This is a genomic window from Streptomyces sp. NPDC107498 (assembly GCF_055582805.1).
Map to the genome: position 1 here is coordinate 147246 of NZ_JBVJPE010000015.1, position 26117 is coordinate 173362.

The 26117-nt window shown below is 72.7% G+C and carries 26 protein-coding genes, 2 tRNA genes and 1 pseudogene; 17 read left to right on the plus strand and 12 right to left on the minus strand.

All coding sequences use genetic code 11. The annotated features are described in order from the left end of the window. Positions 1 to 7: 7 nt before the first annotated feature. Positions 8 to 433, minus strand: coding sequence for an SSI family serine proteinase inhibitor (locus ACZ66Z_RS25225; protein WP_469937560.1), 426 nt, complete (start codon positions 431 to 433; stop codon positions 8 to 10). Between the two features lie 247 nt (positions 434 to 680). Between ACZ66Z_RS25225 and ACZ66Z_RS25230 the strand changes: the two genes are divergently transcribed. Then, positions 681 to 771, plus strand: a tRNA-Ser gene (locus tag ACZ66Z_RS25230). A 306-nt stretch (positions 772 to 1077) separates the two neighbouring features. Then, positions 1078 to 1150 (plus strand) — tRNA-Arg (locus ACZ66Z_RS25235). A 91-nt stretch (positions 1151 to 1241) separates the two neighbouring features. Here ACZ66Z_RS25235 and ACZ66Z_RS25240 read toward each other — a convergent pair. The 3 genes from ACZ66Z_RS25240 to ACZ66Z_RS25250 all read right to left on the minus strand — a co-directional run bounded on the left by ACZ66Z_RS25240 (position 1242) and on the right by ACZ66Z_RS25250 (position 4183). Beyond that, positions 1242 to 1562, minus strand: coding sequence for a hypothetical protein (locus ACZ66Z_RS25240; RefSeq protein ID WP_469937562.1), 321 nt, complete (start codon positions 1560 to 1562; stop codon positions 1242 to 1244). A gap of 365 nt (positions 1563 to 1927) precedes the next feature. Then, positions 1928 to 3121: an NAD(P)/FAD-dependent oxidoreductase gene (locus tag ACZ66Z_RS25245; RefSeq protein ID WP_469937564.1), complete on the minus strand. Its 1194-nt coding sequence runs from the start codon at positions 3119 to 3121 to the stop codon at positions 1928 to 1930. Between the two features lie 114 nt (positions 3122 to 3235). Then, on the minus strand, positions 3236 to 4183 hold the full coding sequence (locus ACZ66Z_RS25250) for an RNA polymerase sigma-70 factor (protein WP_469937566.1): 948 nt from the start codon (positions 4181 to 4183) through the stop codon (positions 3236 to 3238). A 121-nt stretch (positions 4184 to 4304) separates the two neighbouring features. On the opposite strand from ACZ66Z_RS25250, the gene ACZ66Z_RS25255 reads away from it, so the two are divergent. Beyond that, complete coding sequence (locus tag ACZ66Z_RS25255) at positions 4305 to 4670, plus strand: PH domain-containing protein (protein WP_017240499.1); 366 nt, start codon at positions 4305 to 4307, stop codon at positions 4668 to 4670. 139 nt (positions 4671 to 4809) lie between these two features. Then, complete coding sequence (locus tag ACZ66Z_RS25260; RefSeq protein WP_469937568.1) at positions 4810 to 5637, plus strand: BRO-N domain-containing protein; 828 nt, start codon at positions 4810 to 4812, stop codon at positions 5635 to 5637. 33 nt (positions 5638 to 5670) lie between these two features. Here the strand turns inward: ACZ66Z_RS25260 and ACZ66Z_RS25265 are convergent, their stop codons facing one another. Beyond that, positions 5671 to 6066, minus strand: a complete 396-nt coding sequence (locus ACZ66Z_RS25265; RefSeq protein WP_469937570.1) for a hypothetical protein — start codon at positions 6064 to 6066, stop codon at positions 5671 to 5673. A 27-nt stretch (positions 6067 to 6093) separates the two neighbouring features. Between ACZ66Z_RS25265 and ACZ66Z_RS25270 the strand changes: the two genes are divergently transcribed. The 9 genes from ACZ66Z_RS25270 (at position 6094) to ACZ66Z_RS25310 (ending at position 16899) form a co-directional block, all read left to right on the plus strand. Further along, entirely contained in the window at positions 6094 to 6960 is an 867-nt protein-coding gene (locus ACZ66Z_RS25270; RefSeq protein WP_469937572.1) for a DUF2797 domain-containing protein, read from the plus strand. Positions 6961 to 7266: 306 nt separating this feature from the next. Further along, on the plus strand, positions 7267 to 7602 hold the full coding sequence (locus ACZ66Z_RS25275; RefSeq protein WP_469937574.1) for an antibiotic biosynthesis monooxygenase family protein: 336 nt from the start codon (positions 7267 to 7269) through the stop codon (positions 7600 to 7602). 64 nt (positions 7603 to 7666) lie between these two features. Continuing rightward, on the plus strand, positions 7667 to 8527 hold the full coding sequence (locus ACZ66Z_RS25280) for an amidohydrolase family protein (RefSeq protein ID WP_469937648.1): 861 nt from the start codon (positions 7667 to 7669) through the stop codon (positions 8525 to 8527). Positions 8528 to 8620: 93 nt separating this feature from the next. Beyond that, positions 8621 to 9376, plus strand: coding sequence for a response regulator transcription factor (locus tag ACZ66Z_RS25285; RefSeq protein WP_469937576.1), 756 nt, complete (start codon positions 8621 to 8623; stop codon positions 9374 to 9376). 5 nt (positions 9377 to 9381) lie between these two features. After that, positions 9382 to 10959, plus strand: coding sequence for a sensor histidine kinase (locus ACZ66Z_RS25290; RefSeq protein ID WP_469937578.1), 1578 nt, complete (start codon positions 9382 to 9384; stop codon positions 10957 to 10959). 26 nt (positions 10960 to 10985) lie between these two features. Next, positions 10986 to 12245 carry a bifunctional glycosyltransferase family 2/GtrA family protein gene (locus tag ACZ66Z_RS25295; protein WP_469937579.1) on the plus strand — a complete coding sequence of 420 codons (1260 nt, stop codon included), beginning with the start codon at positions 10986 to 10988 and terminating at the stop codon, positions 12243 to 12245. Further along, on the plus strand, positions 12242 to 14404 hold the full coding sequence (locus ACZ66Z_RS25300; RefSeq protein WP_469937581.1) for an ArnT family glycosyltransferase: 2163 nt from the start codon (positions 12242 to 12244) through the stop codon (positions 14402 to 14404). The genes ACZ66Z_RS25295 and ACZ66Z_RS25300 overlap by 4 nt, the downstream gene beginning before the upstream one ends. Before the next feature lie 89 nt (positions 14405 to 14493). Further along, entirely contained in the window at positions 14494 to 15996 is a 1503-nt protein-coding gene (locus ACZ66Z_RS25305) for an MFS transporter (RefSeq protein WP_469937583.1), read from the plus strand. Positions 15997 to 16113: 117 nt separating this feature from the next. Further along, positions 16114 to 16899, plus strand: coding sequence for a TetR/AcrR family transcriptional regulator (locus ACZ66Z_RS25310; RefSeq protein WP_469937585.1), 786 nt, complete (start codon positions 16114 to 16116; stop codon positions 16897 to 16899). Between the two features lie 91 nt (positions 16900 to 16990). Here ACZ66Z_RS25310 and ACZ66Z_RS25315 read toward each other — a convergent pair. Further along, positions 16991 to 18520: pseudogene (locus ACZ66Z_RS25315) on the minus strand (MDR family MFS transporter); the annotation flags it as partial. A gap of 89 nt (positions 18521 to 18609) precedes the next feature. After that, positions 18610 to 19053: a MarR family winged helix-turn-helix transcriptional regulator gene (locus ACZ66Z_RS25320; protein WP_469937587.1), complete on the minus strand. Its 444-nt coding sequence runs from the start codon at positions 19051 to 19053 to the stop codon at positions 18610 to 18612. 159 nt (positions 19054 to 19212) lie between these two features. Between ACZ66Z_RS25320 and ACZ66Z_RS25325 the strand changes: the two genes are divergently transcribed. Continuing rightward, positions 19213 to 19446 (plus strand): hypothetical protein, encoded by a 234-nt coding sequence (locus ACZ66Z_RS25325; RefSeq protein WP_469937589.1) that lies wholly within the window; start codon positions 19213 to 19215, stop codon positions 19444 to 19446. Between the two features lie 165 nt (positions 19447 to 19611). On the opposite strand, the gene ACZ66Z_RS25330 is transcribed toward ACZ66Z_RS25325, so the two are convergent. Beyond that, a complete protein-coding gene (locus tag ACZ66Z_RS25330) occupies positions 19612 to 20274 on the minus strand; it encodes a TetR family transcriptional regulator (RefSeq protein WP_469937591.1) in 663 nt (220 codons plus the stop codon). Positions 20275 to 20322: 48 nt separating this feature from the next. On the opposite strand from ACZ66Z_RS25330, the gene ACZ66Z_RS25335 reads away from it, so the two are divergent. From ACZ66Z_RS25335 to ACZ66Z_RS25345, 3 genes are all read left to right on the plus strand, one after another. Then, on the plus strand, positions 20323 to 21249 hold the full coding sequence (locus ACZ66Z_RS25335) for an oxidoreductase (protein WP_469937592.1): 927 nt from the start codon (positions 20323 to 20325) through the stop codon (positions 21247 to 21249). A gap of 66 nt (positions 21250 to 21315) precedes the next feature. Further along, positions 21316 to 21888, plus strand: a complete 573-nt coding sequence (locus ACZ66Z_RS25340) for a TetR/AcrR family transcriptional regulator (RefSeq protein ID WP_469937594.1) — start codon at positions 21316 to 21318, stop codon at positions 21886 to 21888. Next, positions 21885 to 22718: an alpha/beta fold hydrolase gene (locus ACZ66Z_RS25345; RefSeq protein WP_469937596.1), complete on the plus strand. Its 834-nt coding sequence runs from the start codon at positions 21885 to 21887 to the stop codon at positions 22716 to 22718. The genes ACZ66Z_RS25340 and ACZ66Z_RS25345 overlap by 4 nt, the downstream gene beginning before the upstream one ends. On the opposite strand, the gene ACZ66Z_RS25350 is transcribed toward ACZ66Z_RS25345, so the two are convergent. The 4 genes from ACZ66Z_RS25350 to ACZ66Z_RS25365 all read right to left on the minus strand — a co-directional run bounded on the left by ACZ66Z_RS25350 (position 22699) and on the right by ACZ66Z_RS25365 (position 26109). Next, positions 22699 to 23535 (minus strand): hypothetical protein, encoded by an 837-nt coding sequence (locus tag ACZ66Z_RS25350; RefSeq protein ID WP_469937598.1) that lies wholly within the window; start codon positions 23533 to 23535, stop codon positions 22699 to 22701. The genes ACZ66Z_RS25345 and ACZ66Z_RS25350 overlap by 20 nt on opposite strands. Positions 23536 to 23585: 50 nt before the next feature. Next, entirely contained in the window at positions 23586 to 24518 is a 933-nt protein-coding gene (locus ACZ66Z_RS25355) for an RNA polymerase sigma factor SigF (protein ID WP_469937600.1), read from the minus strand. Positions 24519 to 24753: 235 nt separating this feature from the next. Continuing rightward, complete coding sequence (locus ACZ66Z_RS25360) at positions 24754 to 25602, minus strand: RNA polymerase sigma factor SigF (protein ID WP_469937601.1); 849 nt, start codon at positions 25600 to 25602, stop codon at positions 24754 to 24756. Between the two features lie 213 nt (positions 25603 to 25815). Continuing rightward, positions 25816 to 26109 carry a Dabb family protein gene (locus ACZ66Z_RS25365; RefSeq protein ID WP_469937603.1) on the minus strand — a complete coding sequence of 98 codons (294 nt, stop codon included), beginning with the start codon at positions 26107 to 26109 and terminating at the stop codon, positions 25816 to 25818. Between the last annotated feature and the right edge of the window lie 8 nt (positions 26110 to 26117).

Below are 26117 nucleotides of genomic sequence, written 5' to 3' on the forward strand. Positions count from 1 at the left end.
CCGGGCATCACCCCCGGACGAGGGGAAGCAACGGCTCCAGATTCTCCCAACGGTCGATCTCGCACCCGTTTGCCCGGGAGAAGCGGGCGTCGACCTCGCGGCCCCGCCAGGTGCCGGTGACGTGGGCGAGGGCGGGCCCGCCGTACACCTGGGTGCACATCCGGTCCCCGGGGACGGGCCGGAACGGATCGCCGCCCTCCTCCGCCAACTGCCCCAGGCGCCGGCAGGCGTCCTCGGCGGCCGGGTGGTCGCCCCCGGCACGGTCGCCACAGGTCAGCCGGAAGGTGCCGTCGGCGCGCGGGTGGCCGCTCCTCTCGACCGTCACGGTCAGCGTGTCGGGCGAGGAGAACAGCGTCAGCGGCGGCAGGGGGCCGAGACCGGCGGTCCCGACGGCGGCGGTGGCGAGGGTCGCGAGGACGAGGCTGCGCAGCATGCGGATCTCCAGGAGCGCGGGAGGGACGACGGGCGCGGAGGCACGACGCGCCCGCCCCCTCTAACGCTCCGGACGCCCCCGCGTTGCGCAAGCGGGGTGCGCCGGGCGGGGACGAGGAGAACGGCACGGGGACCCGCCGGGCTTTGCCCTGGACCCCGGAGGACTAGTACGGTGAGAATCGATTGGTGACAGCCGGTTCGCCTGTGTCATCATCTGCACGCACCACCCGCGCATGCGCGGGGTGCGAGGAGGCGTCGCCTAGTCCGGTCTATGGCGCCGCACTGCTAATGCGGTTTGGGTCTTAAAGCCCATCGAGGGTTCAAATCCCTCCGCCTCCGCCCTACCGAAGCCCCGGCCCCCAAGCCGGGGCTTCGGCCGTTCCCGGCCCGGCTCCGAGCACGCGCCCCGCCTTCACCCTCCGACGGTGTGACCCCGGTCTCTTTTCCGGGATTTCCACCCCGCGCACCCCCGCTGCGCCCGCTCCCCCGCCACCCCCCACCTGACCCCCGCCCTGACGTTTTCGCAGGTCACAAGGGGTGTGGGGAATGGATTTCACATGACGGCGGGACTCATGTAATGTTCTTCCTGTCGCCGGGACAGCGGGCCGAAAGGGCCGGGGGAACGGAGACAAGAACTAAAAACAAGCACTCGTAGCTTAACGGATAGAGCATCTGACTACGGATCAGAAGGTTGCAGGTTCGAATCCTGCCGAGTGCACACGGATCAGAGGCCCCCTGGACATCGTCCAGGGGGCCTCTGACATCAGCGGGTGACATCAACGTCCTGCACCCGTACCTCGGGGCTTGGCTCAGAAGCCGCTGCAAGTAGCTGCTGCTGATGGCCCCGAGGCGGTGGCCGTCTTCGGCGCGTCGTCGTCCACGGCCACCGAGCACGTGGCGGTGCCTCCTGATCCGCTGAGGCTGATGAGCAGCGATCCGCCCTTCATGAAGCCCTTCGTCTTCAGGGTCTTCCGCCACGGCAGCTTCTTGACGGTTTCGGACCTCGTGGAGATGCCGTCGTCGTTCCAGACGGAGTAGGCGATCGTCACGTCTCTGGCGTCGCCGGTGACCGCGTACTCCACGGTGACGTCCTTCGACACCTCGTGGGAGATGCCGGCGATGACGGCCACGCACCCTCCTGCCGCCAGCAGGACCAGGATGAGAAGCACCCATGGCCACTTCCGCCGCTTCTTTCTTGGTGCTGCTGCTCCGTAAGGCGCCCTACCGCCCTGTGGAGACTGCCAGCCCGCCCCGGTTTGAGGCTGCTGTGCACCCTGCCCCCACGGCTGCTGATACGGATCTGGACGGGGCTCCTGCCCGGACGGGGGTTCGCTCATCTCCTCAGAGTCCGACGACACGCTCAGGCGCGCGACTCCGCTTCCGGGTTCTGGCGTCCGTTCGCATGAAGCGTCGGGCATGCGCCGTGGCCGGCCTCATCGATCTCCAGCCCCAACGCGTCCTCCATGCAGATGCGAGGGGTACGCGGGGCCTCCGGTCAGGCCGTGGCCTCGCGGGGGGCCGCCGTGGGGAGGGGGTTCAGGACGCGGCGGGGGCGGGTGCGGAGGCCGAGCTTCGGGTGCGCCACGCCCCAGGCCGCGCCCTTGCAGATCAGTTCCTTGTAGCCGGCGGCGAACCGGCCCGTCAGGGCGGCGCGGACCGAGCGGTCGTCGGCGGTGACGTACTGGATCAGGCCTTCCCTGCGGCCCAGCGAGATGCACTGGTTGAAGTAGCGCAGCGGCGTCCTCGGGACCGTGGCGCCGGTGAGGCGGGCCGCGATGGCGTCGGCCGCCTGCCAGGCCATGGGGGTGCCCGTGGCGCAGGACATCCGCAGCGGCTTGTCGCCCGGGCCCGTGGCGAGGGCCGCGTCGCCGACCGCGTACACGTCCGGATGGGAGACCGAGCGCATCGTCCCGTCGACCACGATCCGGCCGGTGTCGGTGACCTCCAGGGTGGTGGCCGCCGCGATCGGGTGGACCGCGAAGCCGGTGGTCCAGACGGTGACCGCGGCCGGGACCGGGCCGTCGGCGGTGAGGACGCGGTCCGCCTCGACGGCGGTGACCGCCGTGTGTTCGAGCACGGTGACGCCGAGGTCGGCGAAGACCCTCCGCACGTGCCGCCGGCCCTTGTCCGAGAGCCAGTCGCCGAGTCCGCCGCGGGCGGCGAGCGTGACGGCGAGGTCCGGTCGAGCCTCGGCGATCTCGGTCGCGGCCTCCAGGCCGGTGAGGCCGCCGCCGACGACGACCACGGACCCTCCGGCCTCCAGGGCGGCCAGGCGCTCGCGCAGCCGGAGCGCGCCGGGGCGGCCGGCGATCTCGTGCGCGTGCTCGGCGGTGCCGGGGACCCCCTGGTCGTTCCAGCCGCTGCCGAGGGCGTACACGAGGGTGTCGTACTCCAGCTCTTCGGCGGTGTTCCCGGCGGTGACCGAGACGGTCCGGCGCTCGGCGTCGACCGCCGTCACCGTCGCCAGCTTCAGTGCGACGCCCGTCCCCGCGAACATCTCGGCGAAGGGCCGGTGCGGAAGCTCCTGGCCGACCGCCAGCTGGTGCAGCCGGACGCGCTCGACGAAGTCGGGCTCGGCGTTGACGAGGGTGATGGCGACGTCCTCGCGGTGGAGCTGCTTGGCGAGGCGCCCGGCGGCGGTGGCTCCGGCGTAGCCGGCTCCGAGGACGATGATGCGGTGCTGCTGCATGTGCCTGCTCCTGTCTCGCGCGGTGTCGACCCTTGAACCGGGCAGGCCGACGATTCCTGACAGGAGTGCGGTGTGACGTGGGTCACGGGGAGTCGATCGGGGGTCGGTCGGTGGTCAGAAGGCGGCTTCCCTCAAGGGGGCGCCGTGGTCGGAGGCCGCCCACCGCCTCGTCGCGCGTTCGAGCTTGTCGGGGTTCACCTGGTTGCGGAAGGCGGCGATGCCCTCGTCGGTGACCTCCAGGCACATGACGCCGACCACCCGGCCGTCGAGCACGGCCACGACGGCGGGGGCGCCGTTCGCGGTCGTCGCGTAGACGTCGGGCGAACCGCCGATCACCTTGCGCTTGGCGATGCCGGGCTTGAAGAGGCCCCGCATGAACGTCGCGACCGCGAGGGCGCCCTCGAACGCCTTGGCGCGCGCCGGGACCTTGCCGCCGCCGTCGCCGATCGAGACGGCGTCGCCGGTGAGCAGCCGTACGAGCGGCTCGGTGCGGCCGCTGGTGGCGGCTGCGAGGAACTCCTCGACGATCCGACGGGCCTCGGCCCCGTCGACCTCGGTGCGGGCCTTGCCGGCGGCGACGTGCTTCTTCGCGCGGTGGAAGACCTGCTGGCTGGCGGCCTCGCTGATGTCGAGGATCTCGGCGATCTCGCGGTGCGGGTAGTCGAAGGCCTCCCGCAGCACGTACACCGCGCGCTCGTTGGGGGAGAGGCGCTCCATGACGGCGAGGACCGCGTACGAGACCGACTCGCGCTGCTCGGCGGTGTCGGCGGGGCCGAGCATCGGGTCGCCGGCGAGGAGCGGCTCGGGCAGCCACTCGCCGACGTAGGTCTCGCGCCGGGCGCGGGCCGAGGTGAGCTGGTTGAGGCAGAGGTTGGTGAGGACCTTCGTCAACCACGCCTCGGGGACCTCGATGCGGTCGACGTCGGCGGCCTGCCAGCGCAGGAAGGTGTCCTGCACGGCGTCCTCGGCCTCGCTCGCCGAGCCGAGGAGGCGGTAGGCGATCGCCTCCAGGCGGGGCCTGGAGGCCTCGAACCGGTCCACGTCGTTCACGGTCAGGGCCATGAGCCGGATCCTAGTCCGGGTGGGTGCGCGACGGCGGGCGCACAGGACCGTAGCGGCCTTTCCGGGAGGGGCGTTAGGGTCGGATGATCTTTCTTTCTCATCGGACGTGGGGGTTTGGGGCATGGCACTCTTCGGGAACGCGCACGCGATCGATCCGGCGCAGGCGCAGCAGGACTTCGCACGTCTGCTCGGCCAGGGGGAGCAGGTGCACGCCGCGTACCTGCTGATCCGCGACACGATCTTCTTCACCGACCGGCGGCTCGTGCTCGTCGACAAGCAGGGGATCACCGGCAAGAAGGTCGAGTACCACTCGATCCCGTACCGCAGCATCACGCACTTCGCCGTCGAGACGGCCGGCACCTTCGACCTGGACGCCGAGCTGAAGATCTGGATCTCGGGCAGCCAGCTGCCGGTCCAGAAGACCTTCACCAAGGGGGTCGACATCTACGAGGTGCAGGCGATCCTCACGCAGTTCGTCGCCAAGTAGGCGTACGGAGCCGGACGGCAGGGAGGGGAGGGTTCTCGGGGAAATCGCCGAGGACCCTCCCCTTTTGGGTGAACCTGTCTGATTTGCATGTCAGTTGAATATGCCCTCGGCCTACCTTGCGTGGCGGAGGTGATGATCGATGGACGCGATCGACATCGATGACCTGGTGCACGCCGCCACCGGAGCGCCCCTGCGGCGGCTGACCACGCCGGACGGCACCCACTGGTTCCCGGTGGTGGACGTGGCGAAAAGCCTCGGATACGCGGGGACGCGGGAGGCGCTGCGGACCGTGGCCCTGCCCGAGGAGTGCCTCGCGGCCGCACGGGAGCTCGACGGGGGCACGGGGACCCCCGGCCGGTCCACCGGGATCCGGGCGTCGACCCGGATGGTGAGCCTGGAGGGGCTCGTCCAGCTCGTCGGGGCGTGCCGGAGACCGGAGGCCGGGCCGTTCCGGACGTGGACGGCGGGGGTCGTGGCGGCGATCCAGCGGTACGGCGGGTACGGGCTCGAACCCTCCCCGGTGCACGCCGGGTTCCTGCTGCCGCCGGAGCTCGTCGACGTCCTCGTACGGCTGGAGGGACGGTTCGACGAGCGGGCCGCCGCGTACGTCGAGCACGCCGAGTACGCGGAGCTGCTCCGCGAGACCCGGCAGAACCTCTCCAGGGTCGCCGACTCCCTGGAGCGGCTCGCCGTGCCCCGTCAGCGCACCGGTGCCGCCGTCGCCCTCACGCCGCAGGAGCTCGTGGAGTCCTGGGCCATCACGGGGGACGTGCGGACGGTCGCCTCCTGCCTGGCGCCCGCGCTCGTACGGGGCGGGGTGCGCTACCGGCCCCAGGACGTCACCCGCCGCACCGGCCTCTCCGGCGAGCGCGTCCGGGACTGCGTCCGCCTCCTCCTCGAACGCGGTTGCATGCGCGAGGTGGGCGCCCCGGCCCCGGACGGCACCCGCATCTACGTCCTGCCCTGACCGGTCCACGTCCTGCCCCTGCCGGCCGGGACGCTACGGACCGGCCGGGCCCACCGCCACCACCTGGTACGCGTCCGCGTACACGATCCGGCCCGGGGTCGCCGACTCCAGGCGTACGCAGGGCACGCCGTGGTCCCGCAGGATGCGCAGGTACGGGGCGACCCGGGCCAGCGCCTCGGTCGCCGTCGGCCGGAACCAGGCGGCGGCGCCCGGGTTCACCGCCGGGTCGTAGACCCCCGGGTCCACCGCCGACGGGTTCGGGAAGTGCGCGTCGTACCAGTCGTTCGACGCGCGCCAGACCGCCCGTTCCTCGGGGGAGAGCCTGCCCTCCCGGGCCAGCGCGTTGGCCAGGCCGAAGACGCCGGGACGGTGGCCGCGGGGGCTCCGGACCGGGGACTGGAAGCGGATGTGACGGAGACTGGACGACATCCGGGGAGCATAGGGAGGCGCGACGGCGTGGAGTGGTGGTCTCGGGGGATCGACTGGACCGGCGGAGCGCCCGGGCTGCGGTGGCGGGGCGGGCGCGTCAGCCCGCTCACGTACGGGCAGCGGCTCGCCTTCCGGGCCGTCGGCGTCCGGCGGTGCCCCGGTGCCCGGGGAAACCCCTGCCCCCTGGAGGCCGTCGTGCCCGGCCGGTCCACCGGCGGGCGGTGCCCGGAGTGCGCGCGGCTCGACCGGGCCCACTCCGTCGCGGCCGACACCGTCGCGGACGACCCGCAGCCGTACCGCGTCTACCTGGCCTGGTTCGGGCCCGGCATGACCAAGGTCGGGATCACCGCCGAGGCGCGGGGCGAGGCCCGGCTCCTGGAGCAGGGGGCCGTCGCGTTCAGCTGGCTCGGCCGGGGCCCGCTGATGGCCGCCCGGCGCACCGAGGAGGTGCTGCGGCAGGCCCTCGGGGTGCCCGACCGGGTGGCGTACGAGCGCAAGCGGGCCGCCCGGCACGCCCTGCCGCCCGCCGGGGACCGGGCCCGCGAGGTCGAGGAGCTGTACCGGCGCGCACGGGCCGTCGGCGGCTGGACGGAGACCCTGGAGCCGCTGGAGTTCACCGCACGGGACCATGCGGGGGCGTTCCGTCTCGACGGGCTGCCGCGCCTCGACGGCACGGTCGCCGAGCTCGTCGGCGACGGCGTCGTCACCGGGCGGCTGCTCGCCGCCGTTGGGCCCGATCTGCACCTCCTCGCCCCCGACGGGCGCTGCCTCGCCCTCGACACCCGGCTCGTGCGCGGCTGGGTCCTGGAGGCCGCCGGGGAGGGGGAGGGCTTCTCGGTGCCGGTGACGGCGGCGCCCCCGGCGACCGGGAGCGCCCAAGAGGGGCTCTTCTGAACCCGCATCCGCCGGGCCCCGTTCCGGGCGGCCCCGTTCCGTCCGGCCCTGCTCCTGGCGGCCCCGTTCCGGACGGCCCTGCTCCTGGCGGCCCCGTTCCGTCCGGCCCTGCTCCTGGCGGCCCCGTTCCGTCCGGCCCTGCTCCTGGAGGCCTTCGCTCCGGACGGCCCTGCTCCTGGCGGCCTTCGCTCCGGACGGCCCTCGCGATCCGCCCCCGTCCCGCCCCTGACCGGGCTTCGTAAAGTCTTGGATCCCTTTCCCCGACCGCCGTGGACAGCCCGCCGCCCTCCCGGCGAGGGTGATCACATGACCCCGAAGCTGGTGGCGGGCCTCGAACCGCCCTACTACACCGCCGTTTTCACCTCCGTCCGTCCCGACGCCCCCGAGGGTTACGCCGAGACCTCCGCCCGGATGCAGGAGGTCGTCCGGGACGTCCCCGGCTTCCTCGGCCACGAGTCCGCCCGCACCCCCGGCGGCATCGGCATCACCGTCGCCTACTTCCGCGACCTGGAGGCCCTCGACGCCTGGCGCCTCCACACCGAGCACCAGGCCGCCAAGGCGTACGGGCGGAAGCACTGGTACGACAGCTACAGCGTCCACATCGGCAAGGTCGAACGGAGCTACGGCTTTGAACGAGAGTGACCGCGCCCCGGCCCCCGGCGCCCCGGCCCCCGGCGCCCCGGCCCCCGGCGCCCCGGCCCTCGACATCCCGGCCCTCGTCGAGCGGCTCGGGCTCCCCGGGCTCGTCGACGTGCACACGCACTTCATGCCGCAGAACGTCCTCGACAAGGTCTGGGCGTACTTCGACGCCGTCGGCCCCCTCACCGGCATGGAGTGGCCCATCACCTACCGCGAGGAGGAGGAGCGCCGGCTCGCCCTCCTGCGCGGGTTCGGCGTGGTCGCCTTCACCGCGATGCTCTACCCGCACAAGCCCGGCATGGCCGCCTGGCTGAACTCCTGGGCCGCCGACTTCGCGGCCCGCACCCCCGACTGCCTGCACACGGCGACCTTCTTCCCCGAGCCGGGCGTCGACGCGTATGTCCACCAGGCGCTCGACGCCGGTGCCCGGGTCTTCAAGGTGCACCTCCAGGTCGGCGGCTTCGACCCGACCGACAGCGGGCTCGACGCCTCCTGGGGCGCCCTCGCCGACAGCGGCACCCCCGTCGTCGTGCACTGCGGCTCCGGCCCCACGCCGGGGAACTTCACCGGTCCCGGGCCCATGGGACGACTGCTCGCCCGGCATCCCCGCCTGCGGGTGATCGTCGCGCACATGGGGATGCCGGAGTACAGCGAGTTCCTCGACCTGGCCCAGCGGTACGAGGGCGTCCACCTCGACACCACCATGGCCTTCACCGACTTCAGCGAGCGGCTCGCGCCCTTCCCCGGAGTCGAGCGCAAGCGGCTCCTCGACCTCGCCGACCGGATCCTCCTCGGTTCGGACTTCCCGAACATCCCGTACCCGTACGCCCACCAGCTCCACGCCCTCGAACGCCTCGGGCTCGGCGACGACTGGCTCCGGCGGGTCCTGTACGAGAACGGCGCCGTGATGTTTCACGTGAAACGGTGAGCGGCCGTCCGCCTGAACGGCCCTGAGCCTTTCTCAGGGAATTCACAGGAAAGGGAAAGAGGCCTCTCAGCGGCGGCCCCCACCGTGGGAGCCATGACCGTGACCACGCGAAGCACCAGCGCCCGCACCGGCACCCACGCCGACATGCTCCGCGCCGACGGAACCGCCGTCCGGGTCCTCGTCGTCGACGACGAGGCCTCGCTCGCCGAGCTGCTCTCCATGGCCCTGCGCTACGAGGGCTGGCAGGTCCGCAGTGCCGGGGACGGGGCCGCCGCCCTCCGCTCCGCGCGCGAGTTCAGGCCCGACGCCGTCATCCTCGACGTCATGCTCCCGGACGCCGACGGGTTGAGCCTGCTCGGCTCGATCCGCCGGGAACTGCCCGACGTGCCCGTGCTGTTCCTGACCGCGAAGGACGCCGTCGAGGACCGCATCGCCGGGCTCACCGCCGGTGGCGACGACTACGTCACCAAGCCCTTCAGCCTGGAGGAGGTCGTGGCCCGGCTGCGCGGTCTCATCCGCAGGTCCGGGGCCACGCAGACGCGCAGCGAGTCCCTGCTCGCCGTGGGGGACCTGACCCTCGACGAGGACAGCCACGAGGTCACCCGGGGCGGCGACTCCCTCCACCTCACCGCGACCGAATTCGAGCTGCTGCGCTACCTCATGCGCAATCCGCGGCGGGTGCTCAGCAAGGCGCAGATCCTCGACCGGGTCTGGTCGTACGACTTCGGCGGCCAGGCCAACGTCGTCGAGCTCTACATCTCCTACCTGCGCCGGAAGATCGACGCGGGCCGTTCGCCGATGATCCACACCCGGCGCGGGGCCGGTTACCTCATCAAGCCGGGGGAGTAGCCCCGGTGCGCGTACGACGGGGGCGGCCGTGGTCGCTGCGGACGCGGCTCGTCGTCTCGGCGGTCTCGCTGATCGCGGTCGTCGCGGCGGTGATCGGGACGGTGACGACCATCGCGTTCCGTTCGTACCTGTACGGCCAGGCCGACGAACAGGTCCACGCCCTCGCGGTCCGGGCGGCGGGTCCGCCGGCCGGCGGACCCCCGGCGCCCGGCTCGCTCGGCCCGTCCCGTCCGAAGGACCCCCTCGCGTTCCTCCGGGGGCCCGGCACCCTCGGCACCCTCGGCGCGGTCCTCACGGACGGCGAGGTGACCTCGGCCGGGTACTCGGCGGAGGCCGGGGGCAGCGGGCCGTACGAGCGGCTCATCCCGGTCAGCGCGCTCGACGCGGTCCAGCGGGCCGCGCTCGCCGACGTTCCCCGCGACGGCCGGCCGCACACCGTCGACATGCCCGGGAAGCTCGGCTCGTACCGGGTCGAGTACGCGGCCGGGGCGCACGGCAAGCTCCTCGTCGGCATCCCCCTCAGCGGGGTCGAGGACGCCCTCTCCACCCTCGTCCTCGTCGAGCTGAGCGTCACCGGTGCCGGGCTCGTCGCCGCCCTGCTCGCCGGAACCGTGCTCGTCCGGGTCGCCCTCCGCCCGCTGCGCCGGGTCGCCGCCACCGCCCGTCAGGTCACCCGGCTCCCCCTGCACAGCGGGGAGGTGGCGCTCCATCAGCGGGTCCCGGAGGCGGAGGCCGACCCGCGCACCGAGATCGGCCAGGTCGGCGCGGCCCTCAACCGGATGCTCGACCACGTCCACTCGGCCCTCGACGCCCGCCAGCAGAGCGAGACCCGGGTACGGCAGTTCGTCGCGGACGCCAGCCACGAGCTGCGCACCCCGCTCGCCTCGATCCGGGGGTACGCGGAGCTCACCCGGCGCGGCCACGAGGAGTGCGGCCCCGACACCCGGCACGCCCTCGGCCGGATCGAGTCCGAGGCGATCCGGATGACCGGCCTGGTCGAGGACCTCCTGCTGCTCGCCCGGCTCGACGCCGGCCGCCCCCTCTCGTACGGGGTCATCGACCTCGTCCCGCTCGTCGTGGACGCCGTGAGCGACGCCCGGGCCGCCGGGCCCGACCACCGCTGGCGTCTCGAACTGCCCGGGGACAGCGCGGTCGTACGGGCCGACGGCGCCCGGCTCCAGCAGGTCCTGGTCAACCTCCTCGCCAACGCCCGCACCCACACCCCGCCCGGCACCGAGGTCACCGCCCGTGTCCGTCCGGAGGGCACCTGGACGACGGTCGACGTCGAGGACGACGGGCCCGGCATCGCACCCGAGCTGCTCCCCGTCGTCTTCGAGCGCTTCGCGCGCGGTGACGCCTCCCGCTCCCGGCACGCCGGATCCACCGGCCTCGGCCTCGCCATCGTCCGCGCGGTCGTGCTCGCGCACGGCGGCGAGGTGGGCGTCCGGAGCGCCCCCGGCCGGACGGTCTTCACCGTCCGGCTGCCCGACGCGCCGGGCGCCGGCCAGGAGGTCGCACAGGAGGCCGGACCGACCGTCGCACCGGACTCACAGGCAGGCCACAGGCTCATCACACAGCCGTGACAGCGGCCTCGGCGAGGGTCGTCGGCATGCGAACCCAAACCATCGGGGAAGCCCTTCCCGCCCGGGAGCACCTGCCGGTGAGCGTCGCCGGACGGCCCGTCCTGGACGTGGTGATCCCCGTCTACAACGAGGAGAAGGACCTGGAGCCGTGCGTCCGCCGGCTCCACGAGCACCTCCTGAGGACCTTCCCGTACGGCTTCCGCATCACCGTCGCCGACAACGCCTCCACCGACACCACGCCCGCCGTCTCCGCCGGCCTCGCGGCCGACCTGTCGGAGGTGCGCTCCGTACGGCTCGAACAGAAGGGGCGCGGCCGGGCGCTGCGGACCGTGTGGTCGGCCTCGGACGCGCCCGTCCTCGCCTACATGGACGTGGACCTGTCCACCGACCTCAACGCGCTGCTCCCGCTGGTCGCGCCGCTCATCTCCGGCCACTCGGACCTGGCGATCGGCTCCCGGCTCGCCCGCTCCTCGCGGGTGGTGCGCGGGCCGAAGCGGGAGTTCGTCTCGCGGGCCTACAACCTGATCCTGCGCTCCTCGCTCGCCGCCCGGTTCTCCGACGCGCAGTGCGGCTTCAAGGCGATACGGCGGGAGGTCGCCGAGCGGCTCCTGCCGATGGTGGAGGACACCGGCTGGTTCTTCGACACGGAGATGCTGGTCCTCGCCGAGCGGGCCGGGCTGCGCATCCACGAGGTGCCGGTCGACTGGATCGACGACCCCGACTCGACCGTCCACATCGTGCGGACGGCGACCGACGACCTGAAGGGCGTGTGGCGGGTGGGGCGGGCCCTCGCGACCGGCTCGCTGCCCCTCGACCGGCTCGCCCGGCCGTTCGGCGACGACCCCCGGGACCGTGAGCTGAACGGCGTGCCGGGCGGCCTCGCCCGGCAGCTCGTCGGCTTCTGCGCGGTCGGGGTCCTGTCCACGCTCTGCTACCTCGCGCTGTACTCGGCCTTCCGCCCCGGCGTCGGCCCGCAGCTCGCCAACGCCGCCGCGCTCCTCGTCTCCGCCGTCGCCAACACGGCCGCCAACCGGCGCCTCACCTTCGGCGTACGGGGCCGGGACCGGGCCGTCCGCCACCAGGCGCAGGGGCTCGTGGTCTTCGCCATCGGCCTCGCCCTGACCAGCGGTTCGCTCGCCGCCCTCGGCGCGGCGACCGGCGATCCGGCGCACTCCACCGAGCTCGCCGTCCTGATCGTCGCCAACCTCGCCGCGACCGTCCTGCGCTTCCTCCTCTTCCGGCTCTGGGTCTTCCCGGAGCGGCCGACCTCAAGGAACGACCGATGACCACCCCGTCCACCGCCGTCCCCGCGGCCCCCCGCGGCGGCCGGCTCGCCCGGCTGTGGCGCGGACGCGCCGAGGACCGCCCCTGGGTCCGGCCCGCCTTCCTCGGCCTGCTCGCCGCCACCACGCTGCTCTACCTGTGGAACCTGAGCGCCTCCGGCTACGCCAACTCCTTCTACTCCGCCGCCGTCCAGGCGGGCTCCGAGAGCTGGAAGGCCTTCTTCTTCGGCTCCCTCGACGCGGCCAACGCCATCACCGTCGACAAGCCGCCGGCCGCGCTCTGGCCGATGGCCCTCTCCGTCCGCCTCTTCGGGCTCGGCTCCTGGCAGATCCTCGTGCCCGAGGTGCTGATGGGAGCGGGCACGGTCGCCGTGCTCTACGCGGCCGTCCGGCGCCGCTTCGGCGCGGGCGCGGGTCTGATCGCGGGCGCGGTCCTCGCGCTGACGCCGGTCGCCGCACTGATGTTCCGCTTCGACAACCCGGACGCGCTGCTCGCGCTGCTCATGACGGTCGCGGTGTACTGCGTGCTGCGCGCCCTGGAGGAGGAGCGGGGCAGCGTGAAGTGGCTGGTGTGGGCGGGGGTGGCGCTCGGCTTCGCGTTCCTCGCGAAGACCCTCCAGGCCTTCCTGATCCTGCCGCCGCTCGCGCTGGTCTACGGGGTGTGCGCGCCGGGCGGGTTCGGGCGGCGGCTCGGCCGGCTCGCCCTCGGCGGGCTCGCGATGCTCGTCTCGGCGGGCTGGTGGGTGGCCCTGGTCGAGCTGTGGCCGGCGTCCTCCCGCCCGTACGTCGGAGGCTCGCAGAACAACAGCTTCCTGGAGCTGACCTTCGGCTACAACGGCCTCGGCCGCCTCAACGGCGACGAGACCGGCAGCGTCGGCGGAGGGGGCCGGGGCGGTCCCGGCGGGACGGTCGAGAACCTGCCGGCGGGCATGGAACTGCCCGGTCGTCCCGGTGGCGGTGGCGGCGGCTGGGGCGAGACCGGGATCGGCCGGATGTTCGACGACTCGGTCGGCGGTCAGATCTCCTGGCTGCTGCCGGCCGCGCTGATCCTGCTGGTCGCCGGACTCGTCGTCACCCGGCGGGCGCCCCGGACGGACACGGCGCGCTCGGCGTTCCTGGTGTGGGGCGGTTCGCTCCTGACGACGCTCGCCGTCTTCAGCTTCATGGCCGGCATCTTCCACGAGTACTACACGGTGGCCCTGGCCCCGTACCTCGCGGCGCTGATCGGCACGGGTGCGGCCGTGCTGTGGGAGGAGCGGACCCGGTGGCCCGCCTCGGCGGCGCTCGCGGTGACGGCGGCGGTGACGGCGTGGTGGGCCTGGACGCTGCTCGGCCGCACACCGGACTGGCTGCCGTGGCTGCGCTGGACGGTCCTGGTGGCGGGCGCCGTCGGGGCCCTCGGACTGCTGTGCGCGGGCCGGGTCGACCGGCGCCTCGGGCTCGCGGCGGCGGGGCTCGGCCTGGCGACGGGGCTCGCGGGGCCGTTCGCGTACACCCTGGCGACGGTGGACTCGGGACACCAGGGCTCGATCGTGACGGCGGGCCCGGCGGGCGGCGGCATGGGCGGCCGGGGCCCGATGAACGGCAGGACGGCCTTCGGCGGCCGGTCTCCGGGCGACGGCCGGGCCCCGGGCGACGGCCAGGCTCCGGGCGGTGGTCAGGCCCCCGGCAACGGCCAGGCCCCCGGCGGTCAGATGCCCGGCAACGGTCAGCCCTTCGGCGGCCCCGGCGGCCCCGGCGGTTTCGGCGGTCCCGGCGGCGAGCGCGGCGGTATGAACGGCGGCATGGGCGGCGGCGGCATGGGCGGTCTGCTCAACGGCGCCGACGTCGGTACGGAGGCGAAGGCCGCCCTCCTCGAGGACGCCGACGCGTACACCTGGGTCGCGGCCACCATCGGCGCGCAGAACGCCGCAAGCTACCAACTGGCCACCGAGAAGCCGGTCATGGCGATCGGCGGCTTCAACGGCAGCGACCCCTCCCCGACGCTCGCCCGGTTCGAGCAGTACGTCGCCGAGGGGAGGATCCACTACTTCATCGGCGGCGCGGGCAACGGCGGCGGTCCCGGCGGCGGCAACTCCGAGATCTCCACCTGGGTCGCGGAGACCTTCGAGAAGACCACGATCGGCGGCGCCACCTTCTACGACCTGACCCGGGAGAAGTAGCCTGCGGACATAACCGCTATACACCGTACGAGAGTCCTTGTACGGTGTACGAGCCCTCCTCTCGTACACCGTATAAGGAGTCGTGTCCCATGACGGCAGCCACCGGCGGCCATCCCCAGCGCTGGCTGATCCTCGGCGTCATCTGCCTCGCCCAGCTCACGGTGCTGCTCGACAACACCGTGCTCAGCGTCGCCATCCCCTCCCTGACCTCCGAACTGCACGCGTCCACCTCCGACATCCAGTGGATGATCAACGCCTACTCGCTCGTCCAGTCCGGCCTGCTGCTCACCGCCGGCAACGCCGCCGACCGCTACGGCCGCAAGAAGCTCCTCGCCGCCGGCCTCGCGCTCTTCGGCCTCGGCTCCCTCGCCGCCGGTCTCGCCGGCACCACCGCGCAGCTGATCGCCGCCCGCGCGGGCATGGGCGTCGGCGGCGCGCTCCTGATGACCACCACCCTCGCCGTCGTGATGCAGATCTTCGACGACTCGGAGCGGGTCAAGGCCATCGCGCTCTGGTCCACGGTCGCCTCGCTCGGCTTCGCCGGAGGCCCCCTGCTCGGCGGCGTGATCCTGAACCACTTCTGGTGGGGAATGATCTTCCTGATCAACCTGCCGGTCGCGGCCGTCGCCCTGGTCGCCGTCCTCAAGCTCGTCCCGGAGTCCAAGAACCCCCAGGGCGAGCGCCCCGACCTGCTCGGCGCGCTGCTCTCCACCATCGGCATGACCGCCGTCGTGTACGCGATCATCAGCGGTCCCGGGCACGGCTGGCTCTCCGCCCAGGTCCTGGTCCCGGCGGCCGTCGGCCTCCTCGGACTCGGCGCCTTCGCGCGGTGGGAGCTGCACACCCCGTACCCGATGCTCGACATGCACTTCTTCCGGAACCAGAAGTTCATCGGTGCCGTCGGCGGTTCGATCCTGGTCGTCTTCGGCATGGGCGGCTCGCTCTTCCTGCTCACCCAGCACCTGCAGTTCGTCCTCGGCTACGAGCCGCTCGAAGCCGGCCTCCGGATGGCGCCGCTCGCCCTGACGATCGTCGGCCTCAACCTGACCGGCGTCGGCCCGAAGATCGTCGTGAAGCTCGGCACCCCGCCCACCGTCGTGCTCGGCATGACGCTGGTCGCCGCCGGCCTCACCTCCATCGCGCTGCTCGGCGGCGGCACGGACGGCAGCTACGGGGGGATGCTGCTCGGCCTGGTCCTGATGGGCTTCGGAATCGCCGTCTCCTCGCCGGCCATGGCCAACGCCCTGATGAGCGCGATCCCGCCGGAGAAGGCGGGCGTGGGCGCCGGGATCAACGGCACCCTGGCGGAGTTCGGCAACGGCCTGGGCGTCGCCGTCCTCGGCGCCGTGCTCAACGCCCGCTTCGCCGCCCTCGTCGCCGTGACCGCGACCTCGCTCCCGGCCGCCCTGGCCGCCGCCGGAGGCGAGGCCGAGCGGCGGCAGATCTCCGACGCCTTCGCCTCCGGCCTCCAGACCAGCCAGCTCGTCGGCGCGATCGCCGTCTTCGCCGGCGGGCTCCTGGCGGCGGCCCTGCTCAAGCGGGCCGAGCGCGAGGAGAAGGCCCTGGCCCCCGAACAGCCGGCCACTGCCTAGGGAGGGGACTCGCCGATCAGGCCGGATCGGGGCGCGGCGCCGGGCGTCGCGCGTCCGGCCCCCTCGGCAAGACACCCCCTAGCATGGTGACGAACCACTGACAGACGGAGGAACGCGATGGTCAAGGCAGCCGCTCGGGCCAAGAACCCGGCGCGTTCCAGCGTGTGGCTGGAGGAGCGGGCCACCCGCAGCGGCGGGGGCCCGACCGGGCTCGACCGGGACCGGATCGTCGCCGCCTCGATCCGGATGCTCGACGAGGAGGGCCTCGCCAAGCTGTCGATGCGCAAGCTCGCGACCGAGCTGGGCGTCACGGCCATGTCCCTCTACTGGTACGTGGACACCAAGGACGACATCATCGAGTTCGCCATGGACAGCGTCTACGGCGAGTTCGACCTCGCGGAGGTCGACGCCGCCCGGGACTGGCGGGACCGGATCCGCGTGCTGGCCCGGGAGTACCGGAGGATGCTGGTCCGCCACCCGTGGATGTCGCCGAGCACCGGCCACTACCTGAACATCGGCCCGAACGCGATCACCGTCGGCCGCAAGATCCACGAGGCGATCGGGGACACCGGCCTCTCGCTGGAGCGCCGCCCGAGCGCGACGTCGGCGGTCTTCCAGTTCGTGTACGGCTACGGGACGATCGAGGCCCAGTTCGGCCGGCGCGCGGCCGAGGCGGGGATGTCGCAGGACGAGTTCTACGTGGACTCGGTGCAGGCCCTGCGGGGGGACCCGGAGTTCAAGGGCCGGATGGAGGGGCTGGACGAGATCCTCGACGAACGGACCTTGCACGGCAGCCTCAGCGACATCTGGGACCGCGACTTCGTCTACGCCCTGGACGTCCTGGTCGCCGGCATCGAGGTCATGGTCGCGCGCGAGGCCGAGGCCGAAGGACGACGGACATGACGGAGCGGCGGGCCGTCCCCTGCCCGCCGCTCCGTACCCGACCCGGCCGCGCCTCCGCTCGAAGCGCGGCCGGGAGCTTTTCCTAGGCCTTCGCGTCGGCCGTCTCCTCGGAGGGCTTCGCCTGGTTGCTCTTCAGCGCGACCTCCTTGATGAACAGCGTCACCACGAAGGCGAGCAGCGCGAACGGCGCCGAGTAGAGGAAGACGTCGGCCACGCCGTGTCCGTACGCGTCCTCCATGACCGTGCGGATCGGGGCCGGCAGCTTGTCCATGTCGGGGATGCCACCGCCCGAGCCGCCCTTGCCCATGGCGGCCGCGGCCTTCGGACCGAGCTCGGCCAGGCCCTCCTTGACGTAGTCCGTGACCCGGTGGGCCATGACCGCGCCGAGCGCCGAGACGCCGATCGCACCGCCCAGGGAGCGGAAGAAGGTGACGACGGAGGAGGCGGAGCCGAGGTCGGCGGGGGCCACCTGGTTCTGGGTGCAGAGCACCAGGTTCTGCATCATCATGCCGAGGCCGAGGCCGAGGACCGCCATGAAGAGCGCGATGTGCCAGTACGCCGTGTCGTAGCGGATCGTGCCGAGCAGTCCGAGACCGCCGGCGGCCAGGGCGCCGCCGCTGACCAGCCAGGCCTTCCAGCGGCCGGTCTTGGTGATGACGAGACCGGAGACGGTGGAGGAGACGAACAGGCCGCCGATCATCGGGATGGTGAGGACGCCGGACATGGTCGGCGACTCGTTCCGGGCCAGCTGGAAGTACTGGCTGAAGAAGACCGTGCCGGCGAACATCGCGACGCCCACGGCGAGCGAGGCGAGCGAGGCGAGGGTGATCGTCCGGTTGCGGAAGAGGCGGAGCGGGATGATCGGCTCGCTCGCCTTGGACTCGACGAGCACGAAGACCGCGCCGAGGAGGACCGAGCCGCCGACCATGGCGGCCGTCTGCCAGGACATCCAGTCGTACTTGTCGCCCGCGAAGGTGACCCAGACGAGGAGCAGAGAGACGGCGGCGCTGATGAAGAGGGCGCCCGCCCAGTCGACCTTGACCTGACGCTTCACGACGGGGAGCTTCAGGGTCTTCTGCAGGACGATCAGGGCGATGATCGCGAAGGGCACGCCGACGTAGAAGCACCAGCGCCAGCCGAGCCAGTCGGTGTCGGTGATGACGCCGCCGAGCAGCGGGCCGCCGACGGTGGCGACGGCGAAGGTCGCGCCGAGGTAGCCGCTGTACCGGCCGCGCTCGCGCGGGGCGATCATGGCGGCCAGGATGATCTGGGAGAGGGCGGTCAGACCGCCGACGCCGATGCCCTGGACGACGCGGCAGGCGATGAGCATGCCGGTGCTCTGCGAGAGGCCGGCGACGATCGAGCCCGTGACGTAGACGATCAGGGCTATCTGGACCAGCAGCTTCTTGGAGAAGAGGTCGGCGAGCTTGCCCCAGAGCGGGGTGGTCGCGGTCATCGCCAGGAGGGAGGCGGTCACCACCCAGGTGTAGGCGGACTGGCCGCCGCCCAGGTCGGTGATGATCTGGGGGAGGGCGTTGGAGACGATCGTCGAGGACAGGATGGCGACGAACATGCCGAGCAGCAGCCCGGACAGCGCCTCCATGATCTGCCGGTGGGTCATCGGGGCGGTCTCGCCGCCACCGCCGGTACCGGTGACGCCGTTCCGCGCACCGGTGTCGGGCGTGGTCGTGGCCATGAACTTCCTTTTTCTCAAGCGTGGTGGGCCCGGCAGTCCCCGAAGGAGTCGCGGAGGCGGGCGAGCAGGAGCGTGAGGTGGTCGACGTCGTCGTCGGTCCACTCCGCGAGGTGTCGGGAGAAGGCCTCGGTCACTCGGCGGTCGAGCTCGTCGAGCATCGCGTGGCCCGGTTCCGTGAGGTGCAGGATGCGGGAGCGTCTGTCGTCAGGGTCGGGCAGCCGTTCGATCCAGCCGTGCTCCACGGTGTGGGCCACGTGGCGGCTGCACACGGACATGTCGACGGCCATGAGCTCGGCGAGCTTGCTCGTCCGCATGGCGCCGTGGTGGTTGACCAGGGCGAGCACGGCCGCCGAGCCGCCCTGGCAGTCGACGGGCAGGACGCGGGCGAGACCGCGCTTCACGGCGCCGATCGCACTCACCGAGCGGGCGAGTTCCTCGTACCTGTTCCGCGTCGCCATCGGGCACCCCCGTCCATCTTGTTGCTTAGGGCAACCATAGAGATGGATGGTTGCTTCAGGCAAACTAAATCGGTCAAACGGCGCTAAAGAATCGGCAAAGGCGGATCGTCGGCGCCGGGGCTTGGGTCCCCCATCCCGACTTCGCTAGGGTCCTGGCCCATGGCACACAACCCCCAAGCACCGTACGGCCAGGGCCAGCCCCCTCAGGGTCCCGAGGGCTACGACCCCGCCGGCAGCACGCAGATGTTCCGCGCCTTCGTCGACGAGGGCACCCCGCAGCGGCAGCAGCCGCAGCCCGTGGCCGCGTCGGGCGGCCCGCGGGTCGGCCTGATCGTGGGCGTCGTCGCGGTGATCGTCGTCCTGGCGGCCGTCGCCTGGCTGGCGCTGGGCTGACCCTCCGTACCGACCGCACGCCCCGGGTGGGCCGGATCCGCGACAGCGGACCGGCCCACCTTTCTTTTGCGCCTCCGAGGGGAGCGGTCTTCTGCGGCCCCGAGGGGTCCTTCCTCTGCGCCTCCGGGAGGGCCGGTCTTCTGCGCCTCCGGGAGAGCCGGTCTTCTACGGCTCCGAGGGGGCCGGTCCGTCCAGGGCCGGGGCGAGCACCGTGAAGGCCTCCCCGAGCAGGGCGACCGGATCCTCCGTGACCTCCGCGCCCTGGCCGGCGCTCCACCGGCGCAGTACGGCGTCGAAGGCGGTCAGGGCCATGCCCGCGGCGAGCCGGGGACGGAGGTCGACCTCGGGATCGCGTCCCAGCCGGGCCCCCAGCTCCTCCGTCAGGTCCTCGCGCCACTCCGCCTGGTGCTCCAGGAGGCGCGCGAGGAGGGAGGGGGTCCGCAGGATCAGCCGGACCACCGGCAGGACCCGCTCGGCGTGGTCGCCGCAGGCGGCCAGCGGTACGGAGACGGCGTGCCGCAGCGCCTCGGAGGGGCGCTCGCGGGCGGGCCGGTCGGCGAGCGCGGCGCGCATGTCGGCGCCCATGCCGGCCAGGAACTGGACGACCACGTCCTCCTTGGACGCGAAGTACCGGAAGAAGGTCCGCTTGGAGACCCCGGCCCCGGTCGCGATCTCGTCGACGGTCGCGGCGTCGAAGCCCTTGAGGGCGAACAGCTGGAGCGCCGCCTCGGTGAGCTCGGTCGCGACGAGCTGGCGTTTGCGCTGGGCGAGGGTCGACTCGGGGCGGGTGGTCACGATCCGATGGTAACGCGGTGCCTTCGCTGGCATTCAAAGTCACGCTTGACACTCGGTGACACAAACGGCAACGTGTGTCGCATGACTGGGAAACAGCGCTGGACCGCCGACCTCGTCCCGGACCAGACCGGGCGGGTCTTCGTCGTCACCGGGGCCAACAGCGGTCTCGGCCTCGCCACCACCCGCGCGCTGGTCCGGCGGGGCGGGCGGGTGATCCTCGCCGTGCGGGACGAGGAGAAGGGCCGCCGGGCGGCCGAGGACCTCGTGGCGGCGGGGGCCGACCGGGACCTCCTCGTCGTGCGGCGGATCGACCTCGCCGACCTCGATTCGGTGCGCGCCTTCGCCGACGGGGTGCGCGCGGAGGAACCGCGGCTCGACGTGCTCGTCAACAACGCGGGCGTGATGGCGCCGCCCCGCACGCTCACCCGCCAGGGCCACGAGGTCCAGTTCGCCGCCAACCACCTCGGTCACTTCGCGCTCACCGGTCTGCTGCTCGACCTGCTCGCCGCCGGGACCGACCCCCGGGTGGTCACGGTCAGTTCGATCAACCACCGGCAGGGCGGCCTCCGCTTCGACGACCTGAGCGGGGAGCGGGGCTACACGCCCATGGCCTTCTACAACCAGAGCAAGTTCGCCAACGCCGTCTTCGGCAAGGAGCTGCACCGTCGCCTGACCGCGGCCGCCGGCCCGGTCCGCAGCGTGCTCGCCCACCCCGGCTACACCGCGACGAACCTCCAGACGAAGGACACCTCCGGCCTGGTGAAGCTGTTCTTCGGGCGCGTCGGCAATCCGCTGCTCGCCCAGCGGCCGGAGCGGGGCGCGCTGCCCCAGCTGTACGCGGCGACCGACGCGTCCGTCGCGGGCGGCGAGTTCATCGGCCCGGGCGGCATGGGCGAGCTGCGGGGCGCCCCGGCCCGCGTGCGCCTCTCCGACGCGGCGGCCGACCCCGGGACGGGCCGCCGGCTGTGGGAGGAGTCGGAGCGCCTGACGGGAGTGCGCTTCCCCTGAAATCCCCTGCCGCCACTCCCTAGGGGTGCTAGGTTTCTACCTAGAGTTTCTAGGAAGGGGAGAGCCGTGGTGCGCGCGGGAATCACCGTCGACGGCCTCGTGCGGGCCGCCGCCGAGATGGCGGACGAGAGCGGCCTCGACAAGGTCACCGTCTCGGCCCTGGCGCGCCGCTTCGGGGTCAAGGACGCGAGCCTCTATTCACACGTCAGGAACCTGCGCGACCTGCGGGTCCGGCTCGCGCTCCTCGCCTCGGGCGAGATGAACGACGCCATCGGCGCCGCCGTGGCCGGCCGGTCCGGCAAGGAGGCGCTCGTCGCCTTCGCCGACGCCTACCGCGACTACGCCCTCGCGCACCCCGGGCGGTACGCGGCCGCGCAGCAGCGGATCGAGCCGGAGGAGATCGAGGACACCACCGTCCTCCTGCGGGCCGTCGAGCTCACCTACGGCATGCTGCGCGGCTACGGCCTCCGGGAACCCGACCTCACCGACGCCGGACGCCTGCTCCGCAGCGCCTTCCACGGCTACGTCCACCTCGAACTGGGCGGCGGCTTCGCGCACTCCCGCCCCGTCGCCGCATCCTGGGCGCGCTCGCTGGACGCGCTCCACCACGTCCTGGAGAACTGGGGGAACGGATCATGAACGGCATCGACGTCGGCACGGTGAAGGTCCCGGGGGCGACCCTGAGGTACGAGTCCCGGGGCGGCGGCCCCGCGCTGCTGCTGATCCCCGGTGGTGCCGGGGACGCCGGGCTCTTCGAAGGGATGGCCGGCCTCCTCGCGGACGCCGGACACACCGTGGTCTCGTACGACCAGCGCGGCCTGTCGCGCAGTCCGCTCGACGGGCCCCCCGCCGACCAGCGGGTGGCCGAGTGGCGCGACGACGCCCTCGCGGTCCTGGACGCGGTCTCCCCGGACGAGCCCGCCCACGTCTTCGGCAGCAGCTCCGGCGGCATCGTCGCCCTCTCCCTGCTCGCCGCCCGCCCGGACCGGGTGCGCCGGCTCGTCGCCCACGAGCCGCCCCTCGTGGAGCTGCTCGCCGACCCGGCCCCGTACCGCGACCACTTCGCCGAGGTGCGCGAGCTGCACCGCACGCGGGGGCTCGGGCCGGCGATGGCCCGGTTCTCCGAGACGCCGGACGGCCGGAAGCCGGAGCGGCAGGGCGGCGAACCACCCGCCTCCCTCCGCCCGATGGCCTCCCGCATGGCCGCCAACATGCCGGTCTTCCTGGAGCACGTCCTGGTCCCCTTCTCCTCCTCCGCCCCCGATCTGGAGGGGCTGCGCGCCGCCGCCGGGAAGCTGGTCCTGGGCGTCGGCGAGGAGTCCGCGGATCAGGAGGCGCTCGCCGGACCGGCCCGGCGGCTCGCCGAACTGACCGGCGCCGTGCGGACGGAGTTCCCCGGCGGCCACGTGGGCTGCGTGGAGCACCCGGCCGGGTTCGCGAAGGTACTGCTCAGCGCCATGTGGCGGTGACCTCGCGGGTGTCGATCCGCATGCCGATCGGCACCCGCCAGGACTCCACGCACACCGTGTACGTCCGCGTCCGTGACGTTCCCGCGGCGATCGGCGCGGGCAGCGGCTGACTGGAGGGGACCGTTCCCCAGTCGGTGCCGAGCAGGCCGATGATGTGCGTCGCGAAGCCGACCGTTCCCGAAGTGGCCGCGGAACCACCGGTGTTGCGGAAGGTCACGGTGACCCGCTGGCACCAGCGCCGGTCGCCGTCCGCGAGACCGGGCGCGGAGACGGTGAGCACGGCGGGCCCGGGCGCGGGGGTCGGGGCGGTCGACGACGGGGGCGTGTCGGTGCCGGGCGGCGTGGACCCGGGCGTGCCGGAGGGGGGACGCGGGGTGCCGGTGCCGCTCCCTCCGCGACCGGGCGCGGTCGTCGACGCCGTACCCGGCCCGGACCCCGATCCCGCACTCGTACCCGATCCCGTGCTCGTGTCCGTACGGGAGGGTCCGGAGGTCCCGGAGGCGGGAGTCCCGGAAGTCCCGGACGGGCCCGGGAAGGCCCCGTCCCCGCCCGTGGAGGCCGCCCCGGGCGTCCCGGCCGCTCCGGGCGACCCGGGTGCCGCGGGCGACGGGGAGGACGTGCTGGACGTCGTCCCGCTCGCGGAAGGGCTCTCCAGGGGGACCAGGGTGACCACGCCCGAAGGGGCGACCGCGCCCTTCGGGGAGGGGCCGGCGCCGACCGCCGCGTACCCCTCGCCGTCTCCTCCGCCACCGCACGCGGTCAGCGCCCCGCCGAGGCAGAGCGCCACCGCCACGAGTCCGGGCTTCCTGCGCCTCATGCGCCCCAGTCTGGCCGACGCGCTGTCGGCAAACGGGGGTTTTCCGGAACTCAGTCGGAGATGAGGCCCTCGCGCAGCTGGGCGAGGGTGCGGGTGAGGAGCCGCGAGACGTGCATCTGGGAGATGCCCACCTCCTCGCCGATCTGCGACTGCGTCATGTTCGCGAAGAAGCGCAGCATGATGATCTGCCGCTCGCGGGGCGGCAGTTTGGCGAGCAGCGGCTTGAGCGACTCGCGGTACTCGACGCCTTCGAGGGCCGTGTCCTCGTAGCCGAGGCGGTCCGCGAGCGAGCCCTCGCCGCCGTCGTCCTCGGGCGAGGGGGAGTCCAGCGAGGAGGCGGTGTAGGCGTTGCCGACGGCGAGGCCGTCGACCACGTCCTCCTCCGACACCCCGAGCACGGCGGCGAGTTCGGGCACGGTGGGGGAGCGGTCGAGCTTCTGCGCGAGCTCGTCGCTGGCCTTGGTCAGGGCGAGGCGCAGCTCCTGGAGCCGGCGCGGGACCCGCACCGACCACGAGGTGTCGCGGAAGAAGCGCTTGATCTCGCCGACGACGGTCGGCATCGCGAACGTCGGGAACTCGACGCCCCGTTCGCAGTCGAAGCGGTCGATCGCCTTGATGAGGCCGATGGTGCCGACCTGGACGATGTCCTCCATCGGTTCGTTGCGGGAGCGGAAGCGGGCCGCCGCGTACCGCACGAGCGGGAGGTTGAGCTCGATGAGGGTGTCGCGGACGTAGGTCCGCTCCGGGCTGTCGGCCGCGGCTCCCTCGGCGTCGAGGGAGCGCAGCCGCAGGAAGAGGGAGCGCGAGAGGGTGCGGGTGTCGAGGGCGCCGGACGTGACGACCATCGGCGGAGGCGCGGTCTCGGTGGTCCCAGCGGTGTTCACGGTCTCCGTGCCGTCGGCCGCGGTCGGCGCCGTCGTCTGCGCGGGCACGGGAACGGGCGTGAGCGTGAGCACCTTCGAGCTGCCCAGTTCTGTGGACATGCCACCCCCTTGAGGTCGCGGACGGTCGCGGTGGCCGCGACCGTCTGAGGAACGCAGCCTCCACCTGAATACCGGCGGCGGGGCTGCGGCAAACTCGGTTCCAGCAGAATGTCACATGTCGGCAACACGCTGTAGTGACTTGTCGACACAGCGACGATGCATTTCCGCAGGAAACAAGGGGTGTACGGCATTTGGCCCGGGTGAAAACCGCTCAGGAGCGGTCTACCCGTTCCGGTTACGCCTCGATCCTGTTTGCGGATCTCAAGCGGGCGAAACTGCGGGCGAGGAGCCTTGACACGTGCATCTGGGAGACGCCGAGCTCCTGACTGATCTGAGACTGGGTCAAATTGCTGTAGTAGCGCAGCATCAGGATCCGCTGTTCCCGCTCGGGAAGCTGGACGAGCAGGTGCCGGACGAGGTCGCGGTGTTCGACGCCGGCGAGCGCGGGGTCCTCGTAGCCGAGCCGGTCGAGCAGTCCGGGCAGCCCGTCGCCCTCCTGGGCGGCCTCCAGGGAGGTGGCGTGGTACGAGCGGCCGGCCTCGATGCAGGCGAGCACCTCGTCCTCGCCGATCCGCAGCCGCTCGGCGATCTCCGCGGTCGTGGGGGAGCGGCCGTGAGCGGTCGTCAGGTCCTCGGTGGCGCCGTTCACCTGGACCCAGAGCTCGTGCAGCCGGCGCGGCACGTGGACGGTCCGCACGTTGTCGCGGAAGTACCGCTTGATCTCGCCGACGACGGTCGGCATCGCGAAGGTGGGGAACTGGACGCCCCGGTCGGGGTCGAAGCGGTCGATGGCGTTGATGAGGCCGATGGTGCCGACCTGGACGACGTCCTCCATCGGCTCGTTGCGGGAGCGGAAGCGGGCCGCCGCGTACCGTACGAGCGGCAGGTTGGCCTCGATGAGGGCGCCGCGCACCCGGTGGTGCTCGGCGGTGCCCGGCTCCAGGTCCTTGAGCTGCCCGAAGAGCACCTGGGTGAGGGCGCGGGTGTCGGCGCCGCGGGTGCTCTGGGGGCGCGTGCGGGGGGCCTCGGGGGCGCCGCCCGCCTCGTGCTGGGGCGGGACCTGAGGTGCTGTACTGGCCGGCACGTTCACGCCACCCCTTCGCCTGTCCTTGCTGGTCGACCGGGTCAGCTACGGTCAACTCATCCGTCAAAAGCGGTCATAGCATCACAAGACATGTCCACTGTGTGCAAGCACCGCATAATCCCGTGTTGGGGGCATAGTGGCGGAAAAGGGGGAGGTCACGCGCGGAAAAGGCCCCCCGCCGCGAGGGCAGGGGGCCTCGGGGTGAAGAGGGGACTAAAAGGCGTAGTCCGCGATCACCCAGGTGGCGAACTCGCGCCACTGGGCGACACCGGCCTGGTGGGCGGGGTGGTCCAGGTAGCGCTGGAGCGCGTCCGTGTCCTCGACGGCCGAGTTGATGGCGAAGTCGTACGCGATCGGGCGGTCCGTGATGTTCCAGTCGCACTCCCAGAACGTCAGCTCCGGAATCTGCCCGCCGAGCGCACGGAACGCCTCCACGCCGGCGACCACGCGCGGCTCGTCGCGAGCGACGCCGTCGTTGAGCTTGAAGAGGACCAGATGGCGGATCACGGTGGGCT

Bases quoted from the DNA above. Each gene is read 5' to 3' on its own strand.
- ACZ66Z_RS25255 (WP_017240499.1), top strand. From the start codon at position 4,305: ATGGCACTCTTCGGGAACGCGCACGCGATCGATCCGGCGCAGGCGCAG.
- ACZ66Z_RS25275 (WP_469937574.1), top strand. From the start codon at position 7,267: ATGACCCCGAAGCTGGTGGCGGGCCTCGAACCGCCCTACTACACCGCC.
- ACZ66Z_RS25335 (WP_469937592.1), top strand. From the start codon at position 20,323: ATGACTGGGAAACAGCGCTGGACCGCCGACCTCGTCCCGGACCAGACC.
- ACZ66Z_RS25320 (WP_469937587.1), bottom strand. From the start codon at position 19,053: ATGGCGACGCGGAACAGGTACGAGGAACTCGCCCGCTCGGTGAGTGCG.
- ACZ66Z_RS25350 (WP_469937598.1), bottom strand. From the start codon at position 23,535: ATGAGGCGCAGGAAGCCCGGACTCGTGGCGGTGGCGCTCTGCCTCGGC.
- ACZ66Z_RS25300 (WP_469937581.1), top strand. From the start codon at position 12,242: ATGACCACCCCGTCCACCGCCGTCCCCGCGGCCCCCCGCGGCGGCCGG.
- ACZ66Z_RS25355 (WP_469937600.1), bottom strand. From the start codon at position 24,518: ATGTCCACAGAACTGGGCAGCTCGAAGGTGCTCACGCTCACGCCCGTT.
- ACZ66Z_RS25285 (WP_469937576.1), top strand. From the start codon at position 8,621: ATGACCGTGACCACGCGAAGCACCAGCGCCCGCACCGGCACCCACGCC.
- ACZ66Z_RS25260 (WP_469937568.1), top strand. From the start codon at position 4,810: ATGGACGCGATCGACATCGATGACCTGGTGCACGCCGCCACCGGAGCG.
- ACZ66Z_RS25295 (WP_469937579.1), top strand. From the start codon at position 10,986: ATGCGAACCCAAACCATCGGGGAAGCCCTTCCCGCCCGGGAGCACCTG.
- ACZ66Z_RS25345 (WP_469937596.1), top strand. From the start codon at position 21,885: ATGAACGGCATCGACGTCGGCACGGTGAAGGTCCCGGGGGCGACCCTG.
- ACZ66Z_RS25250 (WP_469937566.1), bottom strand. From the start codon at position 4,183: ATGGCCCTGACCGTGAACGACGTGGACCGGTTCGAGGCCTCCAGGCCC.
- ACZ66Z_RS25305 (WP_469937583.1), top strand. From the start codon at position 14,494: ATGACGGCAGCCACCGGCGGCCATCCCCAGCGCTGGCTGATCCTCGGC.
- ACZ66Z_RS25310 (WP_469937585.1), top strand. From the start codon at position 16,114: ATGGTCAAGGCAGCCGCTCGGGCCAAGAACCCGGCGCGTTCCAGCGTG.
- ACZ66Z_RS25325 (WP_469937589.1), top strand. From the start codon at position 19,213: ATGGCACACAACCCCCAAGCACCGTACGGCCAGGGCCAGCCCCCTCAG.
- ACZ66Z_RS25245 (WP_469937564.1), bottom strand. From the start codon at position 3,121: ATGCAGCAGCACCGCATCATCGTCCTCGGAGCCGGCTACGCCGGAGCC.
- ACZ66Z_RS25225 (WP_469937560.1), bottom strand. From the start codon at position 433: ATGCTGCGCAGCCTCGTCCTCGCGACCCTCGCCACCGCCGCCGTCGGG.
- ACZ66Z_RS25265 (WP_469937570.1), bottom strand. From the start codon at position 6,066: ATGTCGTCCAGTCTCCGTCACATCCGCTTCCAGTCCCCGGTCCGGAGC.
- ACZ66Z_RS25330 (WP_469937591.1), bottom strand. From the start codon at position 20,274: ATGCCAGCGAAGGCACCGCGTTACCATCGGATCGTGACCACCCGCCCC.